General features: G+C 70.6%; 15 protein-coding genes. 5 read left to right on the top strand and 10 right to left on the bottom strand.

Features of this window, described 5'->3' with window-relative positions; translation table 11 throughout:
• Positions 1-38 precede the first annotated feature (38 nt).
• From AC1DB8_RS03905 to nudC, 3 genes are all read right to left on the bottom strand, one after another.
• A complete protein-coding gene (locus tag AC1DB8_RS03905; RefSeq protein ID WP_476892217.1) occupies positions 39-671 on the bottom strand; it encodes a M48 metallopeptidase family protein in 633 nt (210 codons plus the stop codon).
• Entirely contained in the window at positions 671-2,791 is a 2,121-nt protein-coding gene (locus AC1DB8_RS03900; protein WP_476892299.1) for an ATP-dependent DNA helicase UvrD2, read from the bottom strand. Before AC1DB8_RS03900 ends, AC1DB8_RS03905 begins: the two co-directional genes overlap by 1 nt.
• A 171-nt stretch (positions 2,792-2,962) precedes the next feature.
• On the bottom strand, positions 2,963-3,910 hold the full coding sequence (gene nudC / locus AC1DB8_RS03895; protein ID WP_476892298.1) for an NAD(+) diphosphatase: 948 nt from the start codon (positions 3,908-3,910) through the stop codon (positions 2,963-2,965).
• Positions 3,911-4,293: 383 nt separating this feature from the next.
• Here nudC and AC1DB8_RS03890 point away from each other — a divergent pair, with 383 nt between their 5' ends.
• Positions 4,294-5,622: a macrolide 2'-phosphotransferase gene (locus AC1DB8_RS03890; protein WP_476892216.1), complete on the top strand. Its 1,329-nt coding sequence runs from the start codon at positions 4,294-4,296 to the stop codon at positions 5,620-5,622.
• A 6-nt stretch (positions 5,623-5,628) separates the two neighbouring features.
• On the opposite strand, the gene AC1DB8_RS03885 is transcribed toward AC1DB8_RS03890, so the two are convergent.
• From AC1DB8_RS03885 to AC1DB8_RS03875, 3 genes are all read right to left on the bottom strand, one after another.
• On the bottom strand, positions 5,629-9,090 hold the full coding sequence (locus AC1DB8_RS03885; RefSeq protein ID WP_476892297.1) for an ATP-dependent helicase: 3,462 nt from the start codon (positions 9,088-9,090) through the stop codon (positions 5,629-5,631).
• A gap of 104 nt (positions 9,091-9,194) precedes the next feature.
• Positions 9,195-12,443: an ATP-dependent helicase gene (locus AC1DB8_RS03880; RefSeq protein WP_476892296.1), complete on the bottom strand. Its 3,249-nt coding sequence runs from the start codon at positions 12,441-12,443 to the stop codon at positions 9,195-9,197.
• Positions 12,444-12,520: 77 nt separating this feature from the next.
• A complete protein-coding gene (locus tag AC1DB8_RS03875; protein WP_476892215.1) occupies positions 12,521-12,937 on the bottom strand; it encodes an MGMT family protein in 417 nt (138 codons plus the stop codon).
• Positions 12,938-13,041: 104 nt separating this feature from the next.
• Between AC1DB8_RS03875 and AC1DB8_RS03870 the strand changes: the two genes are divergently transcribed.
• The 4 genes from AC1DB8_RS03870 to AC1DB8_RS03855 all read left to right on the top strand — a co-directional run bounded on the left by AC1DB8_RS03870 (position 13,042) and on the right by AC1DB8_RS03855 (position 16,696).
• Positions 13,042-13,752 carry a 3'-5' exonuclease gene (locus AC1DB8_RS03870; RefSeq protein ID WP_441417219.1) on the top strand — a complete coding sequence of 237 codons (711 nt, stop codon included), beginning with the start codon at positions 13,042-13,044 and terminating at the stop codon, positions 13,750-13,752.
• Positions 13,753-14,048: 296 nt separating this feature from the next.
• Positions 14,049-15,074 carry a methionine ABC transporter ATP-binding protein gene (locus AC1DB8_RS03865; RefSeq protein WP_441417218.1) on the top strand — a complete coding sequence of 342 codons (1,026 nt, stop codon included), beginning with the start codon at positions 14,049-14,051 and terminating at the stop codon, positions 15,072-15,074.
• On the top strand, positions 15,074-15,745 hold the full coding sequence (locus AC1DB8_RS03860) for a methionine ABC transporter permease (protein WP_441417217.1): 672 nt from the start codon (positions 15,074-15,076) through the stop codon (positions 15,743-15,745). The genes AC1DB8_RS03865 and AC1DB8_RS03860 overlap by 1 nt, the downstream gene beginning before the upstream one ends.
• A gap of 108 nt (positions 15,746-15,853) precedes the next feature.
• Positions 15,854-16,696: a MetQ/NlpA family ABC transporter substrate-binding protein gene (locus AC1DB8_RS03855; RefSeq protein WP_441417216.1), complete on the top strand. Its 843-nt coding sequence runs from the start codon at positions 15,854-15,856 to the stop codon at positions 16,694-16,696.
• A 112-nt stretch (positions 16,697-16,808) separates the two neighbouring features.
• Here AC1DB8_RS03855 and hemL read toward each other — a convergent pair whose 3' ends face one another.
• From hemL to AC1DB8_RS03835, 4 genes are read right to left on the bottom strand one after another with little or no spacing between them, the layout of a single operon-like run.
• On the bottom strand, positions 16,809-18,140 hold the full coding sequence (hemL, locus tag AC1DB8_RS03850) for a glutamate-1-semialdehyde 2,1-aminomutase (protein WP_441417215.1): 1,332 nt from the start codon (positions 18,138-18,140) through the stop codon (positions 16,809-16,811).
• Positions 18,141-18,176: 36 nt separating this feature from the next.
• Complete coding sequence (locus AC1DB8_RS03845; protein WP_476892214.1) at positions 18,177-19,298, bottom strand: LLM class flavin-dependent oxidoreductase; 1,122 nt, start codon at positions 19,296-19,298, stop codon at positions 18,177-18,179.
• Entirely contained in the window at positions 19,295-20,278 is a 984-nt protein-coding gene (hemB, locus tag AC1DB8_RS03840; RefSeq protein ID WP_476892213.1) for a porphobilinogen synthase, read from the bottom strand. Before hemB ends, AC1DB8_RS03845 begins: the two co-directional genes overlap by 4 nt.
• Positions 20,275-21,195 (bottom strand): uroporphyrinogen-III synthase, encoded by a 921-nt coding sequence (locus AC1DB8_RS03835; protein ID WP_476892212.1) that lies wholly within the window; start codon positions 21,193-21,195, stop codon positions 20,275-20,277. The genes hemB and AC1DB8_RS03835 overlap by 4 nt, the downstream gene beginning before the upstream one ends.
• Between the last annotated feature and the right edge of the window lie 4 nt (positions 21,196-21,199).

Genomic DNA, 21,199 nt, shown 5'->3' with positions numbered 1-21,199 from the left:
CCTCGGTTCCGGCCGGGGCTTTCCCGTGCCCGGGGTCGTCAGCGGACGGCGGTCCCGGCGTCTTCGACATCGGCGCTGTCGACGTCGTCCCGGTCGGCCGGCAGGCCGCGGGCGGTGGCAAAGGACACGCCCTCCAGGAACGCCTTGGCGCGTTCGGTTTCCGGGTAGGCGGCCAGCAGCCGCCAGAACGCGGCGTTGTGGGCGGCCACCAGGAGGTGCGCCAGCTCGTGCAGCAGGACATAGTCAATGACCCACTGCGGCATCGGCTGCAGCTTGTGGGAGAGCCTGATGGTTCCCTCCGATGGCGTGGCCGAACCCCAGCGTGAGTTCTGGTTGGTCACCCAGCGGACCGACGTCGGGACCGCCCGGCCGCCGAGGTATTTGGCGGAAAGGTCGGCCGCATGGGCCGCCAGCTCCGCGTCGCTGCCCGCCCGGCGCTTGCCGGCGGCCTTGGGGCCGCGGCTGCCCTGCAGGCGGAGCTTCTCCAGCATCCGGTGCACCCATTCGCGCTCCTGGGCGCCGCTGAAATGCGCCGGGATGGCGACCACCGCGGTGCCGTTCTCCCAGAATGCGGCCACCGTGCGGCGCCGCCGGGCCGAGCGGCGCACCTCCACGGGAGCGCCGTCGGCGGTGGTCACCGGGGTGACGCTGGTGTTGGCGGCGCCGGCCATCAGAGGCTGGAGCTTTCGACCAGGACGGCCAGAACGGCTTCGCCGTACTTTTCCAGCTTCGACGCGCCGACCCCCGGCAGCGTGGCGAGCTGTTCGAGGGACTCCGGCCGCGCCTCGGCGATCGCGGTCAGGGTCGCGTCGGTGAAGACCACGAAGGCGGGGACGTCTGCCTCCAGCGCGGTCTCCTTCCGCCACTGCCGCAGCGCGTCGAAAGTCTGTTCCTCGTAGCTCGGCGGGCACTGGCTGCACCGGCCCACCTTGCGTTCGGCACCGGAAGAGAGCATGCTCCCGCAGACCCGGCACGACGCCGGCACCGCCGCCTTGCGCCGCGGCGCGGCCCCCTTGCCGCGGACGGAGGAGCTCGCGACCGAGTCGGGCCGCAGCCCGTCCAGGAACCGCGAAGGTTTCCGGTTGGCGCGGCCGCCCGGTGTCCTGGCCGTGGACCAGGACAGGTGCAGGTGCTCCTTGGCGCGGGTGATGCCGACGTAGAGCAGCCGGCGCTCCTCGTCCACGGCTTCGGGAGTGTCCGCGAAGGAGATCGGCATCAGGCCTTCGCTCAATCCGACCAGGAACACGGCTTCCCACTCCAGCCCCTTCGCGGCGTGCAGCGAGGCCAGGGTCACGCCCTGGACGGTGGGAGCGTGTTGCGCCAGCGAGCGCTCCTGCAGTTCATTCACGAAGTCGGCAAGGCTGAACTGCGCTCCCCTGCTGACCACCAGTTCGTCGGCGAGTGCCACGAGTGCTGCCAGCGACTCCCACCGTTCCCGGAGGGCGCCGCCGCTGTGCGGGGCCGCGTCCGTGTAGCCCAGGGAGGACACGATGTCGCGGACCAACTGACCCAGGGGCTCCGGCGTCGCGGTCTCGGCGACGGCGCGGGTGGCGGCCCGCAGCTGCAGGATCGCGTCGCGGACTTCCTTGCGGGCGAAGAACCGTTCGCCGCCGCGGAGCTGGTAGCCGATGCCGGCCGAGGCGAGTGCCTGTTCGTAGGCCTCCGACTGGCCGTTGGTGCGGAACAACACCGCGATCTGGCTCGCGGGCGTCCCGGCGTCGAGCAGTTCGCGGATCTTCACGGCGACGGTGGCAGCCTCGGCCTCGTCGTCGGAACATTCGGTGAACTGCGGCACGGGGCCGGCCGGCCGCTGGGCCACGAGTTGCAGCGGCGTGGCCCAGGCCGCGTCCGCCACGGGACCGCCGCTGCGCCGGCCGGCGAGCAGGTCGTTGGCCAGCTTCACCACCTGCGGCGTGGAACGGTAGTCCCGGATCAGCTTGACCACCGTGGCGTTGGGGTACTGCGCCTTGAAGCCGAGCAGGTGCTTCGGCGAGGCGCCCGTGAAGGAGTAGATGGTCTGGCTGGCGTCGCCGACGACGCAGAGGTCGTCACGGCCGCCGAGCCACAGCTCGAGGAGCCGCTGCTGCAGCGGCGAAACGTCCTGGTATTCGTCCACCACGAAGTGCCGGTACTGTTCGCGGACGGTGGCGGCGACCTTGGGGTCCTCCTGCAGGATCCCCACGGTGATCAGCAGCACGTCCTCGAAGTCGATCACGTTCCGGTCCGTCTTGACGTCCTCATAGGACTGGAACACGCGGGCGACGGCGGTCAGGTCGAAACCGCCGGGGGTGCCACGGCCCTGGGCCTTTTCCAGGTAGTTGGCCGGGGTGAGCATGGACACCTTGGCCCACTCGATTTCGGAGGCGAGATCGCGGATGGAGGCCCGGTCGGTGCTGAGCCGCAGCCGGCGGGCAGCCTCCGCGATCATCTGGGCCTTGTGGTCCAGCAGGTTGGGCAGCGCGCCGCCGACGGCCTGGGGCCAGAAAAACTGGAGCTGGCGCAGCGCCGCGGCATGGAAGGTGCGGGCCTGCACGCTGCCGACGCCGAGGTCGCGGAGCCGGCTGCGCATTTCGGCGGCGGCCCGCGAGGTGAAGGTGACGGCCAGCAGCCGCTGCGGGCTGTACACGCCGGAGTGCACACCGTAGGCGATGCGGTGCGTAATGGCGCGGGTCTTGCCGGTGCCGGCGCCTGCGAGCACGCACATGGGCCCGTTCAGGGTGCTGGCCACCTCGCGCTGTTCGGCGTCGAGGCCGCCAAGGATCCGCTCCTCGAGGGAACGGCCGTCCGGCACCGGAGCTTCAGCGGCGGGTGAGCCGTCGTGGGACTGTCCGGCCGGAAAGGCGCTGGACTGGAAGATATCTGTGTTCACTTCTGCTGCTCAGTCGTTGGAGTGTGTGCGGTGGATGCCGCGGCGTGTGGAACCCGCCGCACGGGGGTGCCTCCGGACGGTGTCACGAGGACGTCAGGCACTGTCCGGGCGATCCTGGATGACGCCCCCGTACCAGTGTTCAATCAGGGCCCGCGCGATCGAGAGCCGGCTGGAAATGATGATTTCGCCGCTCAGCACCGCTTCCTGCAGCTCGGCGCGGCTGAACCAGCGCGCCCGGGTGACCTCGACGCCGTCGGGCGTGGCCTCCGTGTCCGCCGTCGTCGCGGTGAAGCCGAGCATGAGCGAAGCCGGAAAGGGCCAGGACTGGGAACCGAGGTACTGCGATGCGGTGACCCGCACCCCCACCTCTTCGCCAATTTCCCGGACCACTGCCTGCTCGAGGGACTCACCGGGCTCGACGAACCCGGCCAGGGTCGAGTAGTTCCGGGAGTCGAGCGGGCCGCCGCCGCCCAGCAGCAGCCGGTCGTCCGGACCGACGACCGTGACGATGATGGCCGGATCGGTGCGCGGGTAATGCTCGGAATTGTCCGAGGGGCAGCGCCGGACCCAGCCGCCGGCCTCCGGGACCGTGGCGGCGCCGCACCGCGGGCAGTGCGTATGGGTGGCGTGCCAGTTGGCAATGGCGCTGGCCTCAATGAACAGGGCGGTATCGGTGGGGTCCAGCTGGGCGGCCACCTCGCGGAAGCCGGCCCACTGCGCACCCGCCGGGATGCCCTCGACGTGCGGCTCGAACGGCTCGGCACGGACCTCGAACTGTTCCGGAAGGACGAACAGCACGTACTGCGTTCCCTCGGCCGCACGCGCTCCGGGCAGTGCGGTGCCGAGGTAAATCACCTGTTCCGGGGCGTACGCGGTTCCCTTGAGCCGCCCGGCGAGGCCGGCCGCGTCCAGGAAGACGAGCCCCTCGCCGCTGACCAGCGCCTGGCGCCGGGACAGGACCATCGCCTGCACGCCACCGGAACGCAGCAGCTCCTCCAGCATGCCCGGCTTCAGCCTGGCCGCGGAGCCGCGGTCAATCATCGCGGGCCGGACCGGAAGAACGGTGTCCCGCAGCTGGTTGGCCGGGGGGCTGTCGCCCGCGGCCCGGGCCACCGCAGCTCCCCCCGCCGGTGCGGCCCCGGCAGCGGGCACCGATCCAGGATCAACCTGTCCGGTAATTTGCCCGGTAATTTGCCCATCGATTTCTGCATTACCGGACTCCGGTGACTCCGCAAGACTCATGTACCCACCGTACCGACCCCCGCCGACAATTGACATTTTCGCCGGCCCTCCGGGGCCCGCCTCCCGGCCGATTGCGGGAGCGGTTGCCCAAGCAGCCGCCGTTAGGCGCTATTTCGGGCCGATCTTTCAGACTCGCCGTGATGCAGCGCCGTCTTAGGGCCGGCTCAATCTACCGTGGAAGCGTGAGAAGAAAACCAATCGAACTGGCAGCTGTAGCGACTGCGGCTGTCCCCGGCCTGACCCCGACCGCCGTGAGCTCCGCGCCCGACGATCCGGCAGACTTCGATTCCGCTCTTCTCCTGGACTCCGAAGGCAAACGCTGGCGTGTCCGCTCGCCACGCCATGCCGAGGCCAGTGCGCGGCTCGAAACAGAGTTCCTGGTGCTGCGCGCGTTCACTCCCGGCATCCGCGCCGAGCTCCCCTTCCTGATGCCGACCGTGGCCGGCACCGTCCGGCAAGGCACGCTCAGCACCTTCGTCTACTCCCACCTATCCGGCACCACGCGCTCGGTGGAGGAGCTCAGCACCGGCTCCGCCGCGCTGACCCGGGAACTCGGCGCCGCTCTCGCGGCCATCCACGACCTCCCGCACTCTCTGGTCAGCAACGCCGACCTGCCCAGTTACACGCCGAACGAGTTCCGCCAGCGGCGGCTCAACGAGCTGGATCAGGCCGCCACCACGGGAATGATCCCGCCCCTGCTGCTGCGCCGCTGGGAGCACGCGCTGGAGGACGTGTCGCTCTGGCGTTTCAACCCCAGCGTGGTGCACGGCGACCTGCACGAGGACAACCTCCTGGTCGACGGCGACCGGGTCACCGCCGTGACCGGCTGGACCGACCTGCGGATCGGCGACCCGGCCGACGACATGGCGTGGCTGGTCGCGTCCAACGACCAGGACTTTGTGGACGCCGTCCTTGCGCACTACACGTCCAGCCGCCGGGACGCCCCCGACGCCCATCTGCTGCGCCGCGCCGCGTTGTCCGCCGAGTTCGCCTTGGCGCAATACCTGGTCAAGGGCCTTGCGGCGGCCGACCAGGACATGATCCGCGAGGCCGAGTCGATGCTCGCGGTGCTGGCCGAGGACGTCGCGGAACATGGCGGCCAGCCGATCAGCGTCGAGCCGCTGCCGCAGCCGGCCGTGACCGTGCAGCCGATCAGCCCGGATGCCCCCGGCTCAACGCCCGGACAGGATCCGCAGCACGTCAGCGATATGGCGACCGCTGTCCACGTCACGCCGATCCCCCGCGATGAGCTTCCGGGCGCGGCGCAGGACGACGCCGGGACGCAGGCGGCCACTGACGGCGATCCGGAAGACAGCACTCGCGACGCCGGTGCCACCGCCGCTGACGGCGATCCGGAGGACAGCACGCCCGTCGACAGCCCGGCAGCCGCCGACGGCGATCCGGAGGACGGGAAACCCGTTGCCGACGTTCCGGCCCCGCCAAAGCCGTCCGCTGCGGACGACACCTCCACCACGGCGCTCACCGTGGTACCGGCGAGCGAGCGTCGCTAAGGCCAGCTAGCCTGATTTCCTTCCGAGGGCCGCCGCGACGATTTCCTCCAGCCGTTCCGCGGAGCCGAGATCGTGCGGGCGGACCACCTGGTTGTCTGCCACGTAGTAGAACGCTGCCCGGACGTCCTCAAGCGGGACGCCCTTGAGCCGGGACCACGCCAGGCGGTAGACGGCGAGCTGCACGGACTTGGTCTTGAGCTGGCCGGCCGAGGGCCGGCGTCCGGTCTTCCAGTCGACGAGGTCCCAGCCGCCGTCGGCGTCGCGGAAGACTGCGTCGATGCGCCCGCGGACCACGACGTCGCCGATCCGGGTTTCGACCGGCACCTCGACGTGTGCGGGCGCCCGGTGGGCCCACTCCGACTGGCGGAAGGTCTCCACCATGGCGTCCAGGCCGTAGGCCTCGTCAATGTGGTCGTCCGAGCCGGCGGCCTCGCCGAGGTCCAGCATCCCGGAGGTGCCGAAGTATTCTTCGACCCAGGCGTGGAAGGCCGTTCCCTTGCGGGCCGACATCCCGGGTTCGCGCGGGACGGGCCGCCGCAGCCGGGCCACCACGGAGGCCGCATCCTCGTCCAGGTCCACCAGGGTGGAGGCGGAAATATGGCCCGGCAGGTGCACCTCCTGGACGGCTGACCGCCGGGAACGCCGGTCCAACAGGGTGGCCGCTTCCTGCGCCCACCCGGCCGCCGGCCCGCGCAGTCTGCGCGCCCCGGCCGCCGAAGCTGCGGGCGGAGTTCCCGGCCCGGCGGGAGCCGGCAGCGAGCCGGCGCCGGGCTGTTCCAATTGCTCCAGGACCCGCGCCGCGGCAGCCTCCATGGCGGCCCGGCGGCCCGGTACGAGCCGCAACCGGGCTCCGGTGTGCGGGTGGACTGGTCCTTCCAGGGGATCGTAGGGCCACAGGGCCAGCTCCAGCTCGGAGGTCAGCGGGCTTTCCTCCGGCAGGGCCTCCTCGGCGACGGAATGCGGATGGATCTCGGCCGCGCCGGCCCCACTGAGCCCTTCGAGTTCGGCCAGGAACGGGGACATCTCGGCCAGGCCCGCCCGGGAGCCCACCCAGGCTGCGCTTGAGACCCAAAGCACATGCTTGGCGCGGGTGTAGGCAACATAGGCCAGGCGCCGTTCCTCGGCTTCGCCGTGGGCCTGGACCGCGGACTTGAACTCCTTCTCGGCGTCGAGCCAGCCTTTCTGGTCCGGCTGATCCAGGTCCCACTGCGGCAGGTCGGCGCGGTCCCCGCGGAGCGGCCACGGCAGCGCGGCGGACCCGCTGCTCCAGCGCGAATCCCGGCTGGACGGGAACGCCCCGGCGTTGAGGCCGGGAACGAACACGACGTCCCATTCCAGCCCCTTGGAGGCGTGGACAGTCAGCAGCTGGACGGCCTCGTGGTTGACGTCCGGCGCGGCGGCGTCGAGGCCGTTCTCCTCGGCGGCGGCCGCTTCCAGCCAGGCCAGGAAGGCGAGCACGTCGACCCGCTGCGAGGTGTGCAGGAACCCGGCGGCAGCATCCTGGAAGGCGTCCAGGTTGCGCCGCGCCTGATGGATGCTGATGCCGGGCCGGGCCGCAACTTCGATGTCCAGGAGCATGGCACGTTCCACTTCGCCCAGCAGGGTGCTGAGGTCATCGCCCATGAAGCTGCGCAGTTGACGGAGCTCGGCGGAGAGCCGCTGCAGCCGCTCCAGCGCGTCCGGGCTCAGCCGGCGGCCGTGGGCGGACGTCCAGTCGGGACGGGGCAGCCAGTCCAGCGCCTCGATCAGGCTCGCGGCGTCGGTGAGGTCGCCCTCGATGACGGTTTCGGCGCTGTCGCCGTCGGTATCGGTGTCGGTGTCGCTGTCGGTGTCGCTGCCGGGGCGTCCGCGGCGCCGCGCCAGGAAGCTCGACCAGTCGCGGAACGCCATCAGGTCCGCAGGCCCGATCCGCCAGCGCGCGCCGGCCAGCAGCCGCATCAGCGAGTCGGAGCGGCCCGGATCGGCCAGCACCCGCAGGGTCGCCACGAGGTCGACGATTTCGGGGGTGTCCAGCAGCCCGCCGAGGCCCACGATTTCGTAGGGGATGCCGCGCAGCTCGAATTCGCGGCGGATGCACTCCATCTGGGCCCGGCGGCGGCACAGTACGGCCATCGCCGGCGGCTCGGGCTCCTCCGCCTTGCCGGCGTCGAAGTCGGTCCGCCGGAATTTCAGCACGTCGGCGGCGATGGCCGCCGCTTCGTCCTCGTCCGTGCCGAAGCGGCCCATCAACACGCGGCCCTGGACCGCGGCGGGGCTGGGCTGCAGCGGCGGGACCTCCACGGTGTCGGCGCTGTCCCGGGCACCGGCCGCGCTGGCATGGGCCGCAGCCTTGCTGAGCGGGGCCGAAATGACGTTGGCGGCCTCGAGAATGTTCCGGCCGTTGCGCCACGCGGTGGTGAGGTACGACGTCGGCGCGACGGCGAACCGTGGCGGGCCGCCGCCGGCGTCGCCGGAATCATGCGCACTTCCGCCGTCGTCAACCCGGACGGGGAATTCGCGGACGAAGTGGAAGAGCTGGCCCGCGGACGCGCCGCGGAAGCCGTAGATGGACTGGTTCGGGTCTCCCACCGCGGTGACGGCGTGCCCGTCACCGAACAGGCGGGAGAAGAGGACAAGCTGGGCGTGGGAGGTGTCCTGGAATTCGTCCAGCAGCACCACCTTGTAGCGCTGGCGTTCCGTTTGCGCGGCCACCGGGATCTCGTTGGCCACCCGGGCCGCGAGGGCCACAAGGTCACCGAAGTCCAGTGCGCCGCGGGCCCGTTTGGCCTCCGCATAGCGGCCCACCATGTCCGCAACGCTGGCGCGGGTCCGGAGCAAAGCGCTGAGGTCCCCCGCGGCCTGGCTGGGATTCTTCTTGGCCGTGGCGACATACGGCAGCGCCTCGAACTCGGCCACCCGGTCCAGCAGCCAGCCCCGGACTTGCGCGGGGTCCTGCAGGTGCTCCGCGCATTCCCCGGCAAGCTGGATGACCGCCTTGACCAGGGTGGACTTGGCGGAACGGAAATGCTGGTAGTCGCCGTCGAAGGCTTCCACCACCTCGCTCGCGAGCTGGAAGGACTGGGCACCGCCGAGGAGCACAACGTCCCGTTCGACGCCGAGCCGGAGCCCGTAATCCGAGACGATGCCGCTCGCGTAAGAGTGGTAGGTGGAGACCTTGGGTTCCAGCGCGTCGGTGCTCAGCAGCCCGGCCGGAAACACCTTGTGCTCCGGATCGGCCGCGGCGATCCGCGCCAAGGCGGCCAGCTTGGCCCGGATCCGGGTGGCGAGCTCGCCGGCAGCCTTGCGGGTGAACGTCACGCCGAGTACTTCCTCCGGCCTGACCCAGCCGTTTGCGACGAGCCACACCACACGGTCCGCCATGGTGGCGGTCTTGCCGGAGCCGGCCCCGGCGATGACAAGCCGGGGCGCCAGCGGCGAGGAGATGATCCGTGACTGTTCGGCGGTGGGGCTGTTCTTCTCCCCCAGCATCGCGGACAGCTCTTCCGGGCTGAACCGCGGTTCAGGCAGGGGCTTCGGCCGTGTGTCCGCCGGCGCGGCGGTCTCCGGCCCGGCCGCCGTCGTCGCCTCGATACTCATTCGGTGACCTGCTTTCCGCGTGCGCACAGCGGGCAGACTTCGGGAAGCCTGCAGCCGTGGCCGCCGTGCCCGCCCTTGGCGGGGTCGTGGCGGGCTTCAAACGTGCTGCCGGACATGACGCGGGCGGCCTCGCCGACCATCTCCAGAGCCCAGTTCGCTTCCGGATCCAGCGCCGGCTGGCTCTGCACCCCGGGGCTTTTGGTGCTGGTGCCGAGCTGGGCCAGCACCGCGCCGCCGGGTCGCGGCGGCGGACCGTCGTCCGGGCCGGTAAACCCGCCGGCCAGGACCGCCGCCTGGTAGGCGCCCAACTGGGGATGGCGTTCCAGCTCGGCCTTGCCGGGCTGGCGCTTGCCGGTCTTGAGGTCCACGATGACCAGCCGCCCTTCGGCGTCGATCTCCAGCCTGTCGACCTGGCCGCGGAGCACGGCGGGCCGCGCGGGCCAGGACTCTTCACCGCCGGCAACGGCTGCGGGCTCCAGATCGGGAAGCTTCACCTCGAAGTCCTGCTCTACGCCGAGCAGGCTCCGGCCCTCGCTCCGCATGACCAGCACGTACTGGGCGAGCTTGCGGACCATGGTTTCGGCCCGCTGGAAGTCGAGCTTGCCCTCCCAGTTGTCCTTCATCCCGAGCGCGGGCCAGCGTTTCACCAGCTCGGCCACGTACTCGCCGCCCGAGGCGTCCGGGAGGTCCTGGGCAATGGCATGGACCAGGGTTCCGAGGCTGCGGGCGAAATCCGTTGCGGCCTCTCCGCCGGCTGCCTGGACGAACCAGTCGAGGGGCGACTTCTGCACGGTCTCGACCTTGGAGGGCGAAACGAAGACGGTACTGCCGGGCGGCACCACGGGGTCCGTCGACGACAGCGGAGCCAGCCCCCACCAGCTGTCCGGGTGGGCGCCGGGCACCGCCGGCTGCGCGGCTGCGAGGGCGCCCAGCACGGCGGTGGCTTCGGCCGCCTCGGCGGGGGCGCCGTCGAGCTGGGCGTACTGGCGCAGTTCCGCGACGAGCGCGCGCAGGGTCAGCGGCCGCTCCACGGGCGTGAAGCCGCGCCGGTCCTGGTCCGGGTGCAGGGGCGAAACGTAGTCCAGGAAGGATGAGGGCTGTTCGTCCTCGGAGGAAACCGCCGTGCAGATCAGCACTTCGCGGGCCCGTGAAACGGCGGTGGAGAAGCTCCGCAGCTCGTCATAGCGGATCTCGCGGAGACGGCTCAGCGGATCGAGCTGCAGGGCGTACTCGACACCGTGTTCGACGGCGTCGGCGAAAAGTGTGCTGCCGAGCAGTTCACCGCGGAGCCGGGTGTTGGGCCACACGCCTTCCTGGAGGCCGGGCACAATGACGACCGGCCATTCACGTCCCGCGGCGCTGGCCGGGGTCATGAGTTCCACCGCGTCCTCGAGCTGTGCCCGGGCCGCCAGCGTGTCCATAGGCAGTTCCTGGCTGAGCAGGTACTCAAGGAACTGCTCCGGACCTGAGCCCGGGAGCTGGTCCACGTACCGCTCGGCGGTGTGGAACAGGGCCATCATGGCGTCCAGGTCGCGGTCCGCGCGGGCGCCCGCCGCCCCGCCGGCCAAGGCTGCCTCGGTCCAGCGGCCGGCCAGTCCGGTGGAATGCCAGAGCGCCCAGAGCACGGTCTCGGCGTTGCCGCCCGGTGCCTCGGCGGCGTCCCGGCCGGCGCGGATCATCCGGGCAACGCGGCGGGCGGAATGCCCCTCGATGCCGAGCGTGGCAAGGGCGCCGGGGTCCAGGAGTGCTTCCACGAGCAGCGCGTCGCTGGTGCGGCCGCCGCCGCCCAGGAGTTCCTCACGCCGCAGTGACTGGCGGAGCCGGCGCAGCTCGATCGACGTTGCCCCGCCGATCCTTGAGGTGAGCAGCGAGACGGCGGCTTCCGGGGTAAGGACGTCAGGGTCCAGCGCCACCGCGTAGGCGTCCAGCAGCGGCCGCACGGCCACCTCGTCCCGGACCGCGGACTCGGCCACCGGGATCCGGACCGGGATGCCTTGGCCGGCCAGGTGGCGCTGCAGCTGGCTGAGCTGGCCGCCGTTGCGCACGATCACCGCGATGTCTCCCAGCTCCCGGCCGTCATTCAGCTGGGCTTCCAGGATCCGCTGCGCCACATAGCGCAGTTCGTGGACCGGGGACGGCAGCAGGTGCGCCTCAACGACGCCGTCGCCCTGTCCGCTGGGCTTCGGGTGTTCCAGCCGGCGCGCCACAGTCCCGCCGGAGCGCAGCGAGATCCGTTCGGCGACGCCCTGCCAGGCCTGCGCGACGGCCGGGGTATGGCGGTGTGCGGTCCAGAGCGGCCGCTCCAGGACGGTGCCGCCGGCCGGGGCGAGCAGCCGGGGCAGCTCGGCCACCAGGTCCGGCCGCGCCCCGCGGAATCCCTGCACCACGGTGTCCGGGGAAGAGGTGACGAGCGTGTCCTTGCCTGCGGCGATGTCCGCGAGCAGTTCGAACACGGCCGGGTTCGCCTCCTGGATATCGTCCACGAGGATCAGCTGGAGCCGGTCCCGCTCCGCGGCCAGGAATTCCGGGGCGTCCTGGAAAATCTGGCGTGCCGCCGTGATGATCCCGGCCGGGTCAAAGGATTCGGGCATTCGCAGGTCAAGGACGTCGCGGTACTCGGCATAGAGGGCGGCCGCGGCGGTCCAGTCCGGCCGGCCGCAGCGCTGCGCGAGGGCCGCCAGGTCCTGCGCGGTGCGCCCGGATTCGATGATCCGGTCAAAGAGCTGGCGCACTTCCTGCCGGAAGCCGCGGGTCTGCAGGGCGGCGGCCAGGTCCTCTGGCCAGGGCAGTTCCAGCCCGGGCTCGGCATGGCCTTCGAGGAGTTCCTTGATGATCAGGTCCTGTTCGGGCCCGGAGAGGAGCTTCGGCGCACGCGGCAGCGGCAGGATGCCCTCCGCCTTGGCACGCCGGATCAGGTCGAAGGCGTACGACGCCCAGGTGCGGGCCGGCGTCGTGCTCAGGCTGCGGTCCAGGCGCGCGGTGAACCGGTCGCGCAGCGCATCGGCGGCCAGCCGGCCGGGGGCCAAGATCAGCATCCGTTCCGGGTCCAGGCCGTCGCGCTGGGCCCTGCGGACGGCGGCCTCGACCAGGACCGTGGACTTGCCGGTGCCCGGCGCGCCGGGCACCAGGACGGGTCCGGAGCCGTGCGCGACGTCGACGGCGTCCCGCTGGTCCGGGGACAGTACCGGGACGGCGCTGTGCTGCGTCCGGGGCGGCAGCAGCCGGAGGCCCGTCTGGCCGGGCACGGCTTTTTTGGGGTCGGTCTTGGTGGGGGCGGCTTTGTTGGGGGCGGCTTTGTTGGGGGCGGTCCGGCTGGGGCTACTCACACAGACATTTCATCATTGGGGACAGACAATTTATGCAGCTCCCGTTCGAGGCGCTCGGCGATGGCGTCGATCTGCTCGAAGTCCGGCTCGGACGGCGCCCACCGGGCCGCCATCAGGTCGACCCGCCAGCGGCCCTCGCCGGTGCGCTCGTATTCCTGGTAGCTGCCCAGCAGCGGTGTCCCTTCGGCGAGGTAGAAGGCCAGGGCTTCCCGCTCGTGGCCGGGCGGGGCGTCTCCGTTGGCTTTGAGGATCCGCCACCAGGGAACGGCGCTGCCGTGGTGGCTCATTACGGAGCCGACCTGGCGGGGGCCGCCCGCGCCCAGGAGTTCGGCGACGTCCCCGTAGGCGACGGCGGTGCCCGCCGGAACCATCGCTGCGAGCTCCAGTACCGCCTCCACATACTCCGTCCGCATGGACCAAGGTTACCGGTGCCGGCTGCCGCCGGTCCCGGCACGGCACCGCAAGGCACTGCACGGCGGTGCAAAAAACTGTCAGCGGCAACAGGTAGCGTTGAAGCATGAGCACCTGGCACACCCTCCCCCGCGCAGCCTTCGACCTGGAAACCACCGGGCGGAATTCCCGCGCTGCGAGGATCGTGACGGCATCGGTGACCGTGGTGGACGCCGACGGCTCGGTCATCAAGGAGCACGAGTGGCTGGCCGATCCCGGGGTGGAGATCCCCACCGAGGCGAGCGACATCCACGGCGTCACCACCGAGCAGGCCCGCCGTGACGGCCGGCCTGCGGCCGAGGTGACCCGGGAGCTGGCGGCCGTGCTGCAGGAGCTGTTCGACACCGGCGTACCGGTCATTGCCTTCAACGCCAGCTATGACTTCACCGTGCTCGCCGCCGAGTCGGCCCGCTACGGCGTGCCCCAGCTGAGCCGCTTTCCCGTGCTGGACCCGTTCATCATGAACAAGCAGGTGGACCGGTACCGCAAGGGCAAGCGCACCCTGACCGCGCTGTGCGAGGAGTACGGCGTCAGCCTCGACAATGCGCACACCTCCGCGGCCGATGCGCTGGCCACGCTGCGGATGCTGGATGCCATGGCCGGGAAGTTTCCCAAGCTCCGGATGCCGGCCAGCCACCTGCACCAGCTCCAGGTCGAGTGGGCGTCGGCCCAGGCCGCGGATTTCCAGAGCTACCTGCGCAAGACCAAGCCCGCGGCCGTGATTGAGGGCGACTGGCCGGTTCTGCCGCCGGAAGATGCCAGCCGGGGCGACTTCTAGCCCTGAGCGCGGGCCACCGGCACGGGACCGGCACGGGACCGGCAAGCTACTGGGACTGAGATCACAGCGGCGGTTGCCCCTGCCGGCGGCTCCTGGCGCCCTCAGGGATTTGGCCGCGGGACGGCTGCCGGTTTCCTCCCGCGCCCATCGACCTTCAGGACGAAATTATCTGCACCCGATGGCACTTTGTGACGAACTAAATGCGCAAGTGGATGGCCTTTGGCGCCGCTGACATAATTTAGTTCAGAACAGGGCGTGTGTTATGTCGCGCCCAGACCCCAACCGCCAAGGGATAAATGATCACAGTTACCGACCTTCGCAAGGTCTACCGGCAGGGCAAAAAGGAAGTGGTAGCGCTCGACGGCGTCACGCTCTCCGTGCCGAAGGGCTCGATCCACGGCATCATCGGACACTCCGGCGCCGGCAAGTCGACGCTGGTGCGCTGCCTGACCCTGCTGGACCGCCCCACCGCCGGGTCCGTCAGCATCGACGGCACCGAGCTGAGCTCCGTGCGGGATTCGGAGATCCGTGCTGCGCGGCGGCGCATCGGCATGGTTTTCCAGCACGCGAACCTGATGGACTCCCGGACCGCGGCCGGCAACGTGGCGCACCCGCTGGAACTCGTCAAGACCCCCAAGGACAAGATCCGGACCCGGGTTGCCGAGCTCCTCAAGCTCGTGGGGCTCGAAGGCTTCGAGAACGCCTACCCGTCCCAGCTCTCCGGCGGCCAGCGCCAGCGCGTAGGGATCGCGCGGGCCCTCGCTTCGGACCCCGAGGTGCTGCTCTGCGACGAGCCCACCTCGGCCCTGGACCCTGCCACCACTGAGGAAATCCTGGACCTGATCCAGGACCTGACCCGGCGGCTGCAGCTGACCGTGCTGATCATCACGCACGAGATGAACGTCGTGAAGCGGGTCTGCGACTCGGTGTCCCTGCTCTCCCGGGGCCGCATCATCGAACACGGCGCCCTGCAGGACGTGGCCGGCGAGCTGGACAGCAAGCTGGCCCGGGCCCTGCTTCCGCTGCCGCCGTCGGAGCCCCTGCACGGCGCGCTGCAGCGCGGGCCGGTCCTGGAGATCCTCTTCTCCGGCGAGAGCGCCAAAGAACCCGTCCTGACCGGCGTCGCCCGGCACTTCGACATGGACCTTAACGTCCTCGCCGGCAGCGTCGAGACCCTCGGCGGCCAGCAGTTCGGGCACCTCCGGGTGCAGCTCGCCGAAAACGCCGATTTCGACGCCGTCCTCCACTACCTGCACGAGCGGGGCATCAGCGCCAAGCGCGTCGCCGCCGATGCTGCTCCGGCGGAAGAAGGAGCCAACTAATGAACGACATCTTCAGCAACCCCGTACTCGCCAGGGCCCTCCCCGAGGCAATCGTGGAGACCCTGCAGATGGTCGGCATCTCGGCCTTCTTCACCGTGCTGATCGGCCTGCCGCTGGGCGTCTTCCTGCACGTCACGGCCCCCGGCGGACTGCGCCCGATGCCCGTCACCAACCGGATCCTCAGCGACGTGATCGTCAACATCACCCGGTCTATCCCGTTCGCCATCCTGATGGTGGCGCTCATCCCGCTGGCCCGCGCCCTGACCGGGACGAGCCTTGGCCCGATTGCAGCGTCGGTGTCGCTGTCCATCGGTACCATCCCCTTCTTCGCCCGGCTCGTCGAATCCTGCCTGCGCGATGTGCACCACGGCAAGATCGACGCCGCCCAGGTGATGGGGTCCACCAACATGCAGGTCATCAGCAAGGTGATGCTGCGCGAATCCCTGCCAGCCCTCGTCGCGGCCGCCACCACCACGGTGGTGACCCTCGTGGGCTACTCCGCGATGGCCGGCCTCGTCGGCGGCGGCGGCCTCGGCAAGCTGGCCTACAACTACGGCTTCCAGCGCTTCGACGTCACGGTCATGATCGTCACCATCGTCCTGATCGTCGTCCTCGTCCAGGTCATCCAACTCGTGGGCGAGCGGATTTCCCGCGGCCTCGACCACCGCTGACCCGACAAACAACCACCCCAGCCTTGCAGCGGGTAGCCGCCCTCTGCATCTGCGCGGACCACGGCACCGCCGTCGTGTTTTCCGCCTATTTCGAAAGGAACGCATCCGATGCGTAAGTCACTCACCCTCTTGGCCACCGGCATTGTCACTGCCCTGGCGCTGACGGCTTGCGGTGGTTCTTCCACCCCCAGCGCCCAGGTCACGACCCTGGATCCGGCTAAGCCCGCCACCCTCAAGGTCGGCGCCAGCCCGGTCCCGCACGCCAAGATCCTCGAATTCATCAACCAGGAGCTCGCCCCCAAGGCCGGCCTCAAACTGGAGATCAAGGAGATCGAGGACTACCAGACGCCGAACACCGCGCTGAGCGACGGCTCCCTGGACGCCAACTTCTACCAGCACCTGCCCTGGTTCGAGGACCAGGTCAAGACCAAGGGCTACAAGTTCGGCCACGGCGCCGGCGTGCACATCGAGCCCTACGCCGCGTTCTCGGAAAAGGTCAAGGACATCAAGGACATCCAGGACGGAGCCAAGGTCGCCATCACGAACGACCCGTCCAACCAGGTCCGGGCCCTCAAGGTCCTCCAGGTCGCCGGTCTGGTCAAGGACATCAAGGACGACACCTCGGTACTGACGCTCAGCGACGAACAGAATCCCAAGAAGCTGAAGTTCTCCGAGAACCAGCCGGAACTGCTGATCAACGACCTCAAGGACCCCTCGGTGGATCTGGCCCTGATCAACGGCAACTTCATCCTCAAGGCCGGGCTGAGCACCAAGAACGCCCTCGCGGTGGAATCCGTGGACAACAACCCCTACGCCAACTTCCTGGCCTGGCGTGAGGACTCCAAGGACGACGTGCGCATCAAGAAGCTTGATGAGCTGCTGCACTCCCCCGAGGTCAAGGCCTTCATCGAGAAGGAATGGCCCAACGGCGACGTGACCCCGGCCTTCTAGGCCCGGACCAGCGTTAACAACTTTCGGCACCCGCTGCGGCGGGTGCCGAAAGTGTTTAAAAGGGCGACGACGGCGACGGCCGCCGCCGGCTCGCTGGGCCTGCGCCCTGCTCCTAGGCTCGCGCCGCCGCGGCGGCCCGGGCGGCAGCCGGCAGGGCCTCGAAGATCCGGTTCATCGCGGCGTCGTCGTGCGCGGCGGAGAGGAACCAGGCCTCGAACACCGACGGCGGCAGGTACACCCCGGAGTCCAGCATCGAGTGGAAGAACGGCGCGTAGCGGAAGACCTCCTGGCCCTGCGCGTCGTCGTAGTTATGGACGCCGCGGGCCGAGGTGCCGAAGGCCACCGAGAACAGGTTCCCGGCGCGCTGGATGGAGTGGTCCACCCCTGCCGCGTCGAGCGCCGAAGACAGGGCGCCGGAGAGTTCCAGCGAGCGGGCGTCGACGAACGAGTAGACCTCGGGTGTCGCGTGGGTGAGGGTGGCGACGCCGGCAGCCATCGCCACCGGGTTCCCCGAGAGGGTCCCGGCCTGGTAGACCGGGCCCACCGGGGCGAGGTAGTCCATGACCTCGGCGCGGCCGCCGAGGGCCGCCGTCGGCATGCCCCCGCCGATGACCTTGCCGAAGGTCAGCAGGTCCGGGGCCCAGGGCTCGGCGGCGTCGGCCGCCCCGCCGGTGAGTCCCCAGTAGCCGGAGTAGCCGGTGCGGAACCCGGTGAGGACCTCGTCGAGGATCAGCAGGGCGCCGTGTTCGCGGGTGATCCGGGCCAGGCCGGCGTTGAAGCCCTCGCCCGGGGTGACCACGCCCATGTTGGCCGGCGCGGCCTCGGTGATGACGGCCGCGATGCTGTCGCCGTGTTTGGCGAAGGCGGCTTCGACCGCGGCGAGGTCGTTGTAGGGCAGCACGAGGGTTTCGGCGGCCGTGGCGGCGGTGACGCCTGCCGAGCCGGGCAGCGCGAGTGTGGCGAGCCCGGAACCGGCGGCGGCGAGGAGGCCGTCGAGGTGGCCGTGGTAGCAGCCGGCGAACTTGATCACGAGGTTCCGGCCGGTGTAGCCGCGGGCCAGCCGGATCGCGGTCATGGTCGCCTCGGTGCCGGTGGAGACCATCCGGACGCGCTCGGCCGCCGGGACGCGTTCCTGGACGATTGCGGCAAGGTTGGCCTCGTCCGGGGTCGAGGCGCCGAAGGACAGCCCGCGGTCGACGGCGGCGTGCACGGCCGCGAGGACAGCCGGGTGGGCGTGGCCCAGCAGCGCCGGCCCCCAGGAGCAGACGAGGTCCACGTACTCGGCGCCGTCGGCGTCGGTGAGGTAGGGGCCCGTGGCGGAGACCATAAAGCGGGGTGTGCCGCCCACCGAGCCGAAGGCCCGGACCGGCGAGTTCACGCCGCCCGGCATCAGGCGGCGGGCGCGGTCGAAGAGTTCCTCGTTGCGAGGGTGGCTGGAAGTCATGGTTCCTATTCTCTCAGTGGTTCTCACAGGTCGCTCTCACAGGGCCCGGTCACTGGCAGGCACCCCGCCGGCCAGCTGGGCGGCCACACGCGGCGCCACTTCGGTGCCGAACAGCTCGATGGAGCGCATCATGGCGGTATGCGGGAGCGTGCCGTTGCTGTATTTGAGGTCGAAGCGGTCCACGCCCAGGTTCCGCTTGAGCAGGGCGATCTTCGCGGCCACCGTGTCCGGCGAGCCGACGTAGAGCGCACCCTCGGGGCTGCACAGGTGGTCGAATTCGTCGCGGCTGCCCGGACCCCAGCCGCGTTCGGCGCCGAGCTGGTTGCGCTGGCCCAGCCAGTGCGGGAAGAACTCCTCCCGCGCGTCCTCATCCGTGGCCGCCACGTGGCCGGGCGAATGCGTGGCCACCTGCTGCATCGGGTGGCCGTATTTGGCCATGGCCTCGCGGTAGAGCCCGGCCAGCGGACCGAAGGACCGTGGCTGGCCGCCGATGATGGCGAAGATGATCGGGTAGCCGTATTCGGCGCAGCGCAGCACCGATTCCGGGGTGCCGCCGACGCCGATCCAGGCCGGCAGCAGGTGGTGTTCGAGCGGCGGGTAGACGCTGAGCCCGTTGATGGCCCGGCGCGTCCGGCCCTCCCATTTGATCGGTTTCTGGGCCCGGACCTTGTCGAAGAGCTCAAGCTTCTCCTCGAACAGGACCTCGTAGTCGGCCAGGTCCAGTCCGAACAGCGGGAAGGACTCCACGAAGGAACCGCGGCCCAGCATGACCTCGGCCCGGCCGTTGGAGATGGCGTCCACGGTGGCGAAACGCTGGAATACCCGGATCGGGTCATCGGAGCTGAGAACGGTGACGGCGGAGCCGAGCCGGATCTTCTTGGTCCGGGCCGCGGCGGCGGCGAGGAAGACCTCGGGCGCGGAGACGGCGAAGTCGCGGCGGTGGTGCTCCCCCACCCCGAAGGCGTGCAGGCCCACCTGGTCCGCGAGTTCGGCCTGTTCCAGCAGTTGCCGCAGCACCTGGGCGTGCGGGACCGGGTGCCCGTCCGGGAACACCCCGACGTCGCCGAAGGTGTTCAAGCCGAGCAGGATCTTGTCCGGGCCGACCGGCGCGGTCGGGTTGGCTCCCGATGCCGGGTCCGGCGCTTCCGCGGGGCTCATCGGGTCTCCTTCAGCCAGCCGGCGAGTTCGCTGGCCCAGTAGGTCAGGACCATGTTGGCCCCGGCCCGTTTGATGCCGAGCACGGATTCGGTGATCGCGGCGCGGCGGTCGATCCAGCCGTTCGCGGCGGCGGCCTCGATCATCGAGTATTCACCGGAGATCTGGTAGGCGGCCACGGGCACCGGGCTCATCGCGGCGACGTCGGCCAGGATGTCGAGGTAGCTCATGGCTGGTTTCACCATCACCATGTCGGCGCCCTCCTCGAGGTCCAGTTCCACTTCGAGGATCGCTTCGCGGCGGTTGGCGGCGTCCATCTGGTAAGTGCGCCGGTCCCCGGTGAGCTGCGAGTCGACGGCTTCGCGGAACGGGCCGTAGAAGGCGGAGGCGTACTTGGCGGCGTAGGCCACGACGGCGGTGTTGGCGTGTCCGGCCTCCTCCAAGGCCTGCCGGATCACGGCGATCTGGCCGTCCATCATGCCTGAGGGGCCGAGCACGTGCGCGCCGGCCTCGGCCTGCGCCACGGCCATCTGCCCGTAGATCTCCAGGGTCGCGTCGTTGTCGACGTAGCCTTGCGCGTCCAGGACGCCGCAGTGGCCGTGGTCGGTGAATTCGTCGAGGCAGACGTCGCTCATGACGACCAGTTCGTCGCCGACCTCGGCCTTCACATCCCGGATGGCCTTGTTCAGCACGCCCTCGGGGTCCAGCGAGGCGGTGCCGCGGGCGTCCCGTTCGGCCGGAATGCCGAAGAGCATGATGCCGCCCACGCCCAGCTGCACGGCCTCGGCGGCGGCGCGCTTGAGCGAGTCGGTCGTGTGCTGCTGCACGCCGGGCATCGAGGCGATCGGGTTCGGCTCGGAGAGGCCCTCGCGGATGAAGGCCGGGAGGATGAGTTCGGCAGCCGAGAGGCGGTGTTCGGCCGTCAGCCGCCGCATCGCGGGGGTGGTGCGGAGCCGGCGGGGGCGGTGGGTCGGGAAGCTCATGTCTGGTCCTTCACAGTCTGCTCGGGGTCGGGATGGGGAGTGGGGGTTGCCGGATCCAGGGCCCGGATAACGGCGGCGACGAGTCCGGAGGCGGTGGGCTCCTCGGCAACGGCGGCGACCGGGAGTCCGAGGGCCAGGGCCTCGGCCGCCGTCGAGCGTCCGATCGCGACGAGCTGGCAGCCGCCCAGCGGCGACAGCCCGGTGTGGACGCGGCGGGCGGCGCTCGGTGAGGCCGCGACGACGGCGTGCAGCGTTCCGGCGTCGATCGCGGCTTTCGCGTCGGCCACGGTCAGGACCGCGGCGTCGTGCCCCTGGGGGTCGGGGGCGGCGGCCAGGCTGCGTCGCGGGTCCGCGGGGAAATCGACGGTCTGGTAGGCGGTGACGGCCTGGACCGAGGCGCCGCGGGCCTCCAGCCCCCGGCGGAGCCGCGGGTCGGCGATGTCGGCCTGCGGCAGCAGGACGCTGCCGTGGCCGCGGGGCCAGATGTCGAGCAATCCCGCGCCGGACTGCTGGCCGGCGGGCGCGAGGTCCACTGCGATGTCCAGGCCTTCAAGCATGCGGCGGGTGGCCGGGCCGACGGCGGCCACCTGCAGGCTGCCCGGAAGCCACGCGCTGAGGGCCGCACCGCGTTCGGCCGCCTTGGCTTCCAGGACCTGGACCGTGGTCACGCTGCTGACCACCAGCCATGAGTAGGCGCCGGCGCCGAGCGCGTCGAAGGCCACGTCCAGCGAGTGCTGGTCGGCGGCGCGCTCGAAGTCGATGAGCGGCAGCAGCAGCGGCTCGGCGCCGGTCTCGCGGAGCGCGGAGACCAAGGCACCGGCACGGTCCGGGTTGCGGGTGACCAGGACCCGGGCGCCCTCGAGCACCCGGGGCCCGGCGCCCCCGTCCGGCCGGCGGCTGGCGCTGCGGCGTCCCATCAGG

Source organism: Arthrobacter sp. 10N410 (assembly GCF_056394945.1).
The sequence above is the reverse complement of the archived record's forward strand: the minus strand, read 5'-3'. Positions and strand labels throughout refer to the sequence as shown.